General features: G+C 62.5%; 1 protein-coding gene. It reads left to right on the top strand.

All coding sequences use genetic code 11. The features are described from left to right. Positions 1-412: 412 nt before the first annotated feature. Positions 413-12463 carry a right-handed parallel beta-helix repeat-containing protein gene (locus WJU21_RS05560; protein ID WP_346322376.1) on the top strand — a complete coding sequence of 4017 codons (12051 nt, stop codon included), beginning with the start codon at positions 413-415 and terminating at the stop codon, positions 12461-12463. Positions 12464-12698 lie beyond the last annotated feature (235 nt).

Raw genomic sequence — 12698 nt, 5'->3', positions numbered from 1 at the left:
CTCCCGCCCTGTTGCATAATGGCCACACTTGCGCGGGACCATGTTACCGTTCATACCCGAAACTATGGCGAAATCTTGGGCTAACCCCCGGAAATTCGCCGCTAAGTTCATAACATTTTTGGCATTCCAGCCTTCGAGGGCTTGCAAAGCGACATTACTGCAGCGTATTAATATCGTCGACCGAAAGGCCCGTAAGCCTTCGGCGCCGTGGGGTAAGGGATCCGTTCCGCTGCTAGGACGGCCTCCGGGAGGGGTAATGAGGAGCCGATCTGCTTGATCTGTCACCGAAAGTTTCAACTTTGGGCGTCGTGTTGTGTCACGCGCCATGGCCTTCCGGCCGGGATTTTCCAATCCGCGGCGCCCGCTCAGGGCGCTTTTGCTGCTGTTTCCGCTTAATAGGGAGTCGAGATCGATGAATCTCTCCAACGAAAAGAACACGCTGCTGAATTCCGTATCGCGCCGTGCAGTCGCGCTGAGCGCTCAGCCGCTTCTGCGTGTCGTCACGCGCGGCGCCATGTTGGGCGTGGCGCTTACCGCCTTCGCCAACTTCTCCATGGGCAGCAACTCCGCATTGGCGGCCTGCACCGACGGCACCGGCGGTGATTCTGTCGCCGGCGCCAACAATGACACCGTAACCTGCGGCGTGGGCGCTGGCGCAACCGCGGATGGCTACGACACGGACGGCTATGACGGTGTGGACATCGTCGTGGTGGCCGACGGCGTGGCGATCGGCACGACCGGCGACGGCATCGACATCGACGGCTCCGACGGCACCGTCGTGGTCATTCTCAATACCGAGTTCTCCGGCACCAATGCGGGCCAGGTGCAGGGCTTCTGGGGCGACGGCATCGACATCGATGGCAACAATAACGAAGTGTTCAACGGTGGCGGCACGTCCATCGGCGGTGGTTCGATCACCAGCGTCAACGGCAACGGTATCAGCATTGACGGCTTCGGTAACGAGATCACCAACGTCAACAACGGCAATGGCGGCGCGACGACGCCCGGCCTGATCGCCGGCGGCGGCGGCTCGGGCGATGACGGCATCATTGTCGAGGGCGGCACAGTCGGCAGCCCGAACGTCATCAACAACGGCTCCACCGGCAGCGGCACCGCCTACATCATCTCGGGCGGCACGACCGGCGCGGTCACCGGCGACGACGGTATCGATGCCTCGGGTTACCTGACCGTCAACAACAGCGACAAGGGCGCGATCATCGGCGGTGATCGCGGCATCCAGCATCATGGTCCGACCGGCGCCACGCTGACGGTCGACAATGACGGCAGCATCACCGGTTACACCGACGACGGTATCGTCATCCAGAGCAGCGACACCACGCTCAACTACACCGGCAGTGGCACGGTCACGGGCGGCTCGAAGTCGGTCAGCGACGGCGCCGGCATCGACATCTCGCCCGGTGTCAATGACGCCAATGTCAACGTCACCTTCAGCGAGACCGGCGGCATCATCCAGGGTACATCGCACGGCATCGAGGTCGGCGAGACCGGCAAGGACGGCGACAACAACACCATCGTGATCAAGGGCACCGGCACGGTCCAGGGTATTGGCCAGGGGTCGTCCGACGGCATCCACGTCTTTGACTCCAGCGACGGCACCGACATCACCATCGATGAAGGCGCGACGATCCAGGGCAAGGACGATGGTATCGACCTGGGCAGCAACAGCACCCTGCTGGTCGATGGCGCATCGACCGTCCAGGGCGACACCGATGGCGTCGGCGGCGGCGACGGTATCCAGGGCAACGACAACAACAATGTCCATGTCACCGGCGCGTCGAAAGTTATCGGCGATCCGGGCATCCTGATGAATGACAACAACATCATCACCATCGACGGCGGTTCCGACGTCACGGGCGACCCGGAAGACGGCATCAACGTCGATGACGACAACACCATCCTGATCGGCGGCGCAGGCGGCGCGGGCACGGTTTATGGCAACGGCGCCAACAGCGACGGTATCTCGCTGACTGACGCCATCGGCGGCGGCACCGGCTCGACAAACGACAACTCGGTCACCATCGGCGATGGTGGCACGGTCGACGCCCAGCGCGACGGCATCGTCGTCGGCAACGTCGATGTGGACAATGACGACAACAGCGTCCTGATCCAGGACGGCGGCAACGTGATTGCCGGCCGCGACGGCATCGTCGTCAACGGCCAGGATGACGGCGCCGACGACAACACCGTGACCATCAATGACGGCGGCGAAGTCAATGCCGGCGGCGACGGCGTGCGCCTGCTGGGCGACAGCATCGTCACCAACGTCTTCGACGCGCTGGCGGGCGGCGGTCCGATCCTGATCGGCGATGCCGACGGGACCGGCAACGACCTGGTCAACGAAGGCATCATCCGTGCCGGTGGCACGGGCGTGCTGGTGTCCAACACCAACAGCGATGTCGACAATTCGGGCGGCGAAATCTATGCCGGCGAGGACGGCGTGCGCTTCACCACCCTGCACACCGACGAAGCCGATGGCGACGGCGGTGGTTTTGGTGAATCCGGCTACCAGTCCGACGCCGACTCGCTGATCGTGGCGGGCCGCGACGGCATTCACTACGACAACTACAATGACGACGCGTTCAGCGACCAGTCGGCCCATGTCTCTTCAACGGGCGGGGACGTCAACGGCCTCGGCTATGTCGACGCGAAGCTGCTCAACGTCATTCCGCTTTTCAGCGGCGACTATCCGGAAGTGGTCGAGAACGAGGGCACCATCGAGGCCCAGCGCCACGGCATCAGGGTCAACGACAACTTCGACGTGACCAATGGTGAAGATGGCGTGATCGTCGCCGGCGGTCTGCCGGGCGAGGGCGCTTCGGGCGGCGACGGCATCCATGCCGATGCCAACAACCGTATCGACAACTTCGGCACCATCGCGACGGGCCTTGACGCCGACGGCGACAGCCACGGCATCGAGATCGACGGCGAAAGCAACACCGTCATCAACGCCGGCCTGATCGACACCCGCGGCGACACCTTCATCGACCGCATCGACAACACCACCCACGAGGCGGGCGTCGACGAGAACCAGGACAACGGCGCCGGCGGTGACGGCATTCATGCCAATTCCGACGGCCTGACCCTCAATGGTCTGACCAAGCTGGACTACGACCAGCAGCAGATCCGCAACTACGGCACCATCATTGCCGCCGATGACGGCATCGACGCCCAGAGCGGCCTCGGCATCCCGGGCGGCGAGCAGATCATCTACAACGGCGAAGGCGGCGAGATTCACGCCGACGACGACGGTATCGTTGCCGAGAACTACAACGACATCTGGAACCGCAACATCATCCACGCCGACGAAGACGGCGTGGGCGGCGGCGACGGCATCAATGTCGGCCATTCCAACCTGGTCACCAATGACGGCGAGATCACCTCGGACGGTGGCAACGGCATCGTCATGGGCGGCCAGAAGGGTCCGTTCAGCTTCGGCAACGAAGTCTACAACAACGGTGAGATCGTCGCGGGCGAGGATGGTATCCAGGTCAACGGCGAACAGAACTACATCGAGAACACCGGCGACATCAAAGGCGGCGTCAACGGCGTTGCGCTGAATGACGAAGAGAACGATTTCGCCAGCTACAGCGGCACCATCGAAGGTGGCTCGGGCGCCGGCATCTACTCGAACGAAGACAACGACATCGAGCTGAGCGGCACCACCACCGTCACCTCGACCGCGGGCCTGGGCGGCGACGGCATCTTCCTCGAGGACGATAACAGCCTCGAGATCGACGACGGTGTGACCGTCAATGGCGACAATAACGGCATCGTGCTCGACGGCGACGACAACGACGTCGACTACGAAGGCGACGGCGTCAACGGCGTGGCCGAACTGTCCGGCACCACCGGCGACGCGCTGCAGATCAACGGCGACAGCAACACCTTCGACTCCTCCGACGATCTCGACCTGCAGGGTGGCGACGACGGTATCCACATTTCCGGCAACACCAACTCGGTCGACATCGACGGCAACGTCGGCGGCGAAGATGACGGTATCTACCTCGACGGCGCCACCGGCAACGTCATCACCGTCGGCGGCGACGTTACCGGCGACACGGACAACAACGATAGCGGCGACGGCATCGACATCGCTGGCGGTGGCAGCAACAACGTCACCGTCACCGGCGCCATCAGCGGCGATCCCGGCGTATTGATCACCAACTCCAGCAACAACGTGGTGTCCGGCGCGACCATCAGCGGCACCGATGGCGGCGTGGTGATCGGGAACGGCAACAACAACTCCGTCAGCGCCACCGCGGGCAACATCGAGGGTAACACCGATATCGACGGCGATGGCGTGGGTGTCGACATCGGCGGCAATTCCAACGTCGTGACCGCATCCGGCAGCATCAACGGCTCGGGCGGCGTCTCCATCATTGGCGGCGCCAACATCGTCACCGCTGCCGGCGGGACGATCGACGGCAGTGTCGGCACCGGAACCGGATCGGGTGTGTCGATCAGCGGTAACGGCAACCAGGTCGGTGCCGCGACCGGCATCGTTGGTGACGACGGCGGCGTCCTGATCTCCGGCAATTCCAACAATGTCGATGCCGGTGATGGGGTTATCGAAGGCAACGCGGATTTTGGCGTCAACGACACCGGCACCGCCGTTTCCATCGTCGGCAACTCCAATAATGTCATTGCCGGCGGCAGTTTCACTGGCGAAGACGGCGTCGTCATCTCGGGTAACAGCAACTCGGTCTCGACGGGTGACGGCATCTTCGGCGCCGACAACGACTTCGGCGGCTTCGGCAGCGGCGTGACCGTCGATGGCAACAACAACAGTGTTACGGCCGTCAATTCGATCACGGGCACCAATGATGGTGTTAACCTGGACGGTACCAACAACACCGTCACCGCGGACGGCATTATTGGCGAGCAGGGCGATGGCGTCGAAATCGACGGCTCGGGCAACTCGGTCGACGGTGGTTCGATCGGTGGCGGCCTGGACGGCGTCAACGTCGACGGTGACAACAACGAGGTCGACGCGACCACGATCTCCGGCGGCGAGAGCGGCGTGGCCATCGCCGGCGACGGCAACGACATCGACGCGTCCGGTGCGATCACCGGCAACGGTGACGAAGGCGTCGACATCGACGGTAACAGCAACAACGTCGCGGCAAGCGGCGTCCAGGGCAACTGGGATGGCGTCGACATCAACGGCAACACCAACACCCTCACCATCGGCGCCGGCGGCATCGACGGCGACCAGGGTGATGGTGTCGACATCACCGGCTCCGGCAACGTCATCACCTCGGGCGGCACTGTTTCGGGTGACGACGACGGCGTGGTTATCGACGGCGACACCAACAAGGTCTCGGTCTCCGGCGACATCACCGGCCTCAACGGCGACGGCGTCGACATCACCGGCAACACCAACCTCGTGACCGCGACCGGCGCCATCACCGGCGACCCGGGCGTGATCATCGCCGGTAACTCGAACTCGGTGTCGAGCGCCTCGATCAGCGCCACCAACGACGCCGTGAACATCACCGGCAACTCCAACTCGGTGGACACTGGCGCCATCGACAGCGCCAACGAGGACGGTGTCGACATCACCGGCAACACCAACACCGTCACGGCCACCACCATCGAGGGCGGCCTGGAAGGTGTGGTGATCGCCGGTTCCGGCAACATTGTGACCGCGTCCAGCACGATCACCGGTCAGGGTGACGAGGGCGTCGCCATCGACAGCGGCTCGAACAACACCGTGTCGGGCACCGACATCTCGGGCTTCAACGATGGCGTCGAGATCCAGGGCGGCGGCTCCAACAACACCGTCAATGCCTCGGGCACCATCACCGGCCAGAACGATGATGGCGTCGTGATCAATGGCGGCTCGAACAACTCCGTCACGGCGGGCGGCACGATCAGCGGTCCGGGCACCGGCGCGCTGATCCTGAACACCTCCAACGCCACGGTTACCAGCGGCGGCTCCATCAACGGCGGCAACACGGCCGACAATGATGGCGTCCAGATCGTTGGCAGCACCGGCGCGACGGTTTCGGCGGTCGGCGGCATCGACGGCCACGACGGTGTCGTGATCTCCGGCGGCGGCGAGAACGACGTCACGGCCGGCGGCCTGATCAACGGCAACGGCGGCGACGGTGTCCTCATCATCAGCGACGACAACAGCGTCACGGGCGGTTCCGTGGCCGGCGCCGTCAACGGTGCCACCATCGTCGGTGACGACAACGAGCTGACAACTACCACGGGCGGCATCGCCGGCTCGGGCGGTTATGGCCTCGGTATCGCGGGTGACAACAACGATGTCGATGCGGAAACCGATATCGGCGGCACCACCTTCGGCGTTGCCATCAACGGCGGCAGCAACACCGTCTCGTCCGCCAGCATCACCGGTGGCAGCGACGACGGTGTGGACATCGACGGCAACCAGAACACCGTCACCACCGGCGCGATCAGCACCACCGGCGGCGACGGCGTCGACCTGAACGGCGACCAGAACTCGGTCACCGCAGACACCATCTCGTCGACCAACGGCAACGGCATCAGGATCAACGGCGACCAGAACGAAGTCGATGTGACGACCTCGATCGACGCCGGCCTGAACGGTGTCTGGTTCGACAGCGGGACGGACAACAACGTCGATGTGCGGGATGTCGAAATCACCGCGGGTGCCGATGGCATCCTGGTGGACGAGGACGGCAACACCTTCCAGCACAATGCCGGCACCAGCATCATCGCCGGCGACGACGGCATCGAGTTCGAATATGGCGGCCTGGTCAATGCCTACGAATCGCTTGTCTGGCTGGGCACGATCAATGCCGACGATGACGGCATCGTGGCCGACAGCGGCTTCTTCACCATCATCAACAACGGCACGATCAATGCCGATGTGGACGACAACAATGATGGCAACGGCATCTCGGTAACCGACGACAACACGGTCGAGAACAACGGCACGATCACCGGCTGGAACGGCATCGTTGGCGGTGACAAGAACGACGTCACCAATGACGGCACCATCACCGCTGAAAACGACGGCATTCAGGTCGAAGACGACAATACGGTCATCAACAACGGCACCATCAATGCCGGCGACGACGGCATCGACGTTGGTGACAACAACTATGTCGAGAACAATGGCTTCCTGTCGATCCACGCCGACGACAACGGTATCGAAGCCGGGGACGACAACGTTATCGTCAACAACGGTCTGATCGAAGCCGACGCCGACAAGAACAGTGACGGTGCTGGTATCTTCGCCGACAGCAAGAACACCATCACCAACAGCGCCGGTGCCGATATCGACGCCTTTGACGGCATCGACGTGGCTGACTTCAATACCGTCACCAACGAGGCCGGCGCCGATATCGACGCGGTCAATGTCGGCATCTACGCCGATTACACGAACACGGTAACCAACGCCGGCAACATCGACGCCGGCAACGTCGGCATCCAGGCCACCGACTACAACGTCATCGACAACTCCGGCACCATTGACGCGACCAATGGCGGCGGCATCGGCGTCTACCTGGTGGACGACTGGAACGACCTGACCAACAGCAACCACATCCAGGGTCAGCAGGATGGCGTGGTGGCCCTTCAGGACTACAACACCATCACCAACGAGAGTGGCAGCGAGATCATCGGCATCACCGACGATGGCATTCAGTTGGGCTCGAGTGGATCTGCCTACGGCAACTTCGTGTCCAATGCCGGCTCCGTGAAGGGCGGTCAGACTGGTATCGAGATCAGTGGTTCCGCCAACTACGTCGACAACACCAACAGCATCGTCGGCACCAACGAGGACGGCGTGCATGTCCTCACCGGCTCATCGAACACGATCGACAACGAGGGGCTGATCGAGGGCGGCGACGACGGTGTCGACTTCGAGTCGGGCTCTAACGACCTCTACAACTACAACTCGGTTTATGGCCAGAGCGACGGCGTCGAGATGAGCGGCGGCAACCAGTACGTCTACAACAGCGGTACCATCGAAGGTGAATTCGACAATGGTATCCGGTCGACTGGTGATGACGACCTCATCTACAACTGGGGCTCGATCCTGGGTAACGATGACGGTGTCAGCTTCAACGGTGAAGACAACACGCTGAACAACTACAGCACTGTCCGCGGCTACAACGACGACGGCGTCGACATCAATGGCGAGGACAACACCGTCTACAACAACGGGTCCATCACCGGTGAAGACGAAGGCATCGAGATCGATGGCGACAGGAACTCGGTCCAGAATGACAATGAAGGATCGATCATCGGCCTCGAAGGCGACGGCATCGACATCAACAGCGGTACGAATAACTCCATCGCCAACGAAGGCCTGATCCAGGGCTACTGGGAAGGCATCGACAATTATTACGGCAACCTGACCGTCGATAATTATGGTGGATCGATCGTTGGCCAGAACCGTGACGGTATCCGGTCGAACCTCGACGGCAGCTCGTACTGGACCTCGATCAATAACTATTCGGGCTATTACGGCGAGGACGGCTATCAGACCGGCTCCATCGTTGGCGCGGATGACGGTATCGAGGTCGGCGGCGCTGAGCTTGACGTCTACAACGGCGAGGGCTCGAACATCACCGGCACCAAGGGTGACGGCATCTACACCACCGCCTCCTACAACGAGATCATCAACTACGGCACGATCAGCGGCGCCAATACCGGCATCACCGACGGCACCAACTATTCCGGCGAGGATGACACCTACATCTTCAACGGCGCGACCGGCGTGATCGTCGGCAGCGAGGCGGGTTACCTCTACGAAGATGGCAGTTACTATTACGGCAACACCGTCCAGATCGATAACGTCGGCCGCATCGAGGCGACGGGTCCGGGCGTTCTGCCGACGCCGGAAGAGGAGGCTGAAGAAACGGCCGTCAACCTCGACCTGATCAATGGCGAGGATGCCGATCCGGTCGCGGCCATCGACACCAGCAACGGTGGTCCTGGCCTCGACGTGTTCATCTACAACTGGGGCCTGATCGAGGGCGCGAACGAGTTCTCGGCAGCCGTGGTCGACGATCCGGAGACCGAAGAGGACGAGACCGCACCGTCGGTGCAACTCACCAACCGCTTTGCGATCCTGGGCGGTGAAGGCAACGAGTACATCGCCAACTTCGCGGGCGGGACGATCAACGGCGACATCGCCACCCAGGCGGGTGACGACGTGCTGGCCATGGAAATCGGCTCGACCCTGAACGGCGACGCCGATCTGGGCCAGACCATCGAGACCACGGAAGTGCTGGGCTTCGTTCCCGACGATCCGGCCACCAAGGACGTCGATGAATCCAAGGGCGGCACCGCCGTTGGCTTTGTCTCGACCAAGGATGTCGACGTGGGTGTCGATGCGGTGATCCTGTTCGGCGAAGGCTACCAGGCCCATGCCGGCGACATCACCGAGGCCGAAGTGCTCTACGTCAACGACCGGATCACCGAGGACGACCTGTACTACGGCAACGTGTCCGTCGCGGTACAGCCGGTGCTCGAGAACCAGCCGTTCCCGAACGGTACCTGGAGCCTGAACGGCAACGTCACGATCGATGGCGTGAACCGCTGGACCTCGGGTGACATCGACACTGACGGCGACGGCGTGACCGATGACGAAGTCGGTTACATCGACGGCACCTTGGGTACGGTTGTCGACAATGGCCGCCTGAATATCGGCGCGACCGAGCCGGTGACCTTCCTGGCCCCCGGCGACAGGGTGACCCAGGACGCCGATGGCAAAGTCATCGACGACACCAAGGGTGACGGCGTCGAAGACTTCGAGTTCGTCGATGTCGGCGGCAAGGACGTCAAGACCAGCCTGCAGTATGACAACGTCAAGCTGGACGTGATGAGCACGGCAGTGCTGACCTCGCCGGTCGTCGATGTTCTGTCCGGCGGCACTCTGGGCGGTCACGGCACCATCGTGACCAACCCGGGCGCCAATGGCGGCAACGGCGGTGTCAACCTCACCGGCGCTGTCCAGGGTGACAAGACCACCTATGTGGGCGTCAATGAAGACAACATCCTGGAGCAGTACACCCCGGGCGAAGCTCGCGGTGCGCTGATCGTGGGTGTGTCGACGGGCGACCTGGTTACGCAGGACCTGGACACCGGTGAGATCACCGACGCCACCAAGGGCGACGGCACGCCGGACTTCAAGTTCGTCCCGGCCGAGGATGAGGAAGACGATCCGACCAAGGTCGACCTGCTCTACACGATCGACAGTGCCGACAAGCTCTATCCGGATATCGCACTGCCGGTTGGCTTCATCGAGGAAACCGGCCCGTCCGCCTTCGATTTCACCACCGACAGCCCGCGTTATGCGACGCTGGCCCCGGGCGATGAAATCACCCGCATCGGCACGCTGACCGTGTTCGGCAACGTGACCATGGACGGCCGTGAGACTGCCATGACCCAGTTCAAGGTGGCCGTGGCCGACGATCCGGAAACCGAGCAGGACGAGTCGGAAGGCGGCACCGCCTTCACGCTGCAGAATTCGCGTGAAGTCGTCACCAACTGGGGCAGCCAGTTCCAGGCCGACCTGAAGGACAGCGGCGAAGGCGATCAGCTGCTGGTCAAGAAGACCGGCGTGACGACCGCCTTCACCGGTTCGACCTTCGACATCGTGGGCCCGGGTCCGGTGGATCTGGTCACCCAGGACGATGAAGGCACGATCACCGATGACGAGGCCGGCGACGGCGTCAACGACTTCGACGTCGAGATCGACGGTGAAGACATCATCAAGACCGACATCATCGTGGCCGGCGAAGGTGGCCCTGACGGCGTGCCGGACGGCGTCGCCTACACCCAGTCCACCGTGCTCGATGGCAATGCCTCGATCGACGGTCGCCTGGATATCCGCCTCGATGGCGAGTTCGTCGACCTGGTCGACAACAGCCAGTCGCCGCTGATCGACGATCCGTCGGGTCCGACGGGTTGCGGCGATGACCCGGATGGCGCGGACAGCTGCCCGCAGATTCCGAACCCGCTCTACAACATCCCCGACGGCATCGCCGACGTGGACGCGGACGGCATCGCCAAGCACAACGCCGACTTCTCGAAGGACACCAAGGTTTGGGACGTCATCGTCGCTGAAGGCGGTGTGACCGGTAAGTTCGAGACGCTCGGCTTCGACGGTGGCCCGAACGACGGCGCCGTGGTCGTCCGCTACGACGATCCGGATACCGCCGAGAACGAGGAAGTCCGTGTCCAGCTGCTGAAGGCCTACCTGCAGTACCTGCCGGATCGGGTCCGGATCATCTCGATCCCGGATTTCGGCCCCAAGGGCACGACCATCAATCAGATCGCCACTGGTGAGTACATCGACTCGCTCACCCAGTACGGCCTGAACGAAGACCTCCTGCACTGCATCATCGCCTCGGTCGGCCTCGACGGAGACATCCCGGCTGCCCTGGATGCGCTGCACCCCGAGTGGTACAACGCCTTCAACGAAGTCGGCTTCTCGATCGCCCGTGGCGCCGAGCAGCAGGCTTACATCCGGACCATCGAAGCCCAGGGCTTCTCGGGTGGTCAGTCGAACCGCGTCGTGATGAACGTGGGTGATGACTCGGTGGTCGGCTCCAGCGCCAGTGACAAGCGCGCCAGCTTCTGGCTCGCCGGTTCGTGGGGCAACGCCGACGTCGACGATGGCAGCAATGAGGGCTGGCTGGAGTACAAGTACCAGACGCTGACGGGCTACGCCGGCTTCGACTACCTGATCAACCCCAACCTCCTCATCGGTATCCTGGGCGGCTTCAGCAACTCTGACGTCGACTCCCGGAACGGCACCAAGGAAGGTGACGTGGACAGCTGGCAGGTGGGTGGCTACGCCAGCTACTTCACCGAAAGCTGGTTCCTGAACATCGGCGGCGGTATCGGTGACATGAACATCGAGAGCATCCGCAACATCGCCTTCGGCAGCGGCACCGGCATGCAGGTTTCGCAGGTTGCCACCGCGGATTACGACGGCGATATCACCTACTTCTACGGTAAGGGTGGCTACAGCTTCGACCTGGGTGACTCGGGTTGGAAACTGTCGCCTGAACTGGCCCTGTCCTACGTGAAGGTGAAGCAGGACGCGTTCTCCGAGACCGGTGTCGGCAATTTCGGCCCGATCCTCCTGAACGTGGATCAGCAGTCGGTCGAAAGCCTCCGCGGTACCGCCCAGCTGCGTCTGTCCAAGACGTTCATGTCGGGTAACGGCGGCGGTTGGATGCCCTACGTCAGGGCCGGTGTCGCCAACGAGTTCGAAGACGATCTCCGCCCGATCACCTCTGGCTTCCAGGGTGCCCCGGGTACGGACTTCACCGTCTTCGGCCAGGTGCCGCGTCAGACCACGGTCATCTTCGGCGCCGGTGTCACCGGCAAGGTGTCCGAGAGCTTCAGCCTCTACCTGGATTACTCGGGTGAACTGGGCGGAAGCTTCAGCGAACACGTCATCAGCGGCGGCGCCCGGTTCCACTTCTAGGATCTAGATGTCAAGTTGATAGGGATAGGGGAGCACCTTCAACTGGTGCTCCCCTTGTCTTTTGGGAGGTTGCTATGAGAGCCCTTAGAGAGACGAAGTCTTATTTCCCAGTAACTGCCGCCTTCGCTACATCGGTGGTAATTTCTCTCTGCTATGTGGCGACCGACTTCATTCACAACGGTGTATCAATGGAGTTGATTGTATCTTGCATCGGTGTCGTATCAGCCGCAGCTGT

This window comes from Emcibacter sp. SYSU 3D8, from assembly GCF_039655875.1.
Lineage (GTDB): Bacteria > Pseudomonadota > Alphaproteobacteria > SMXS01 > SMXS01 > RI-34.
The sequence above is the reverse complement of the archived record's forward strand: the minus strand, read 5'-3'. Positions and strand labels throughout refer to the sequence as shown.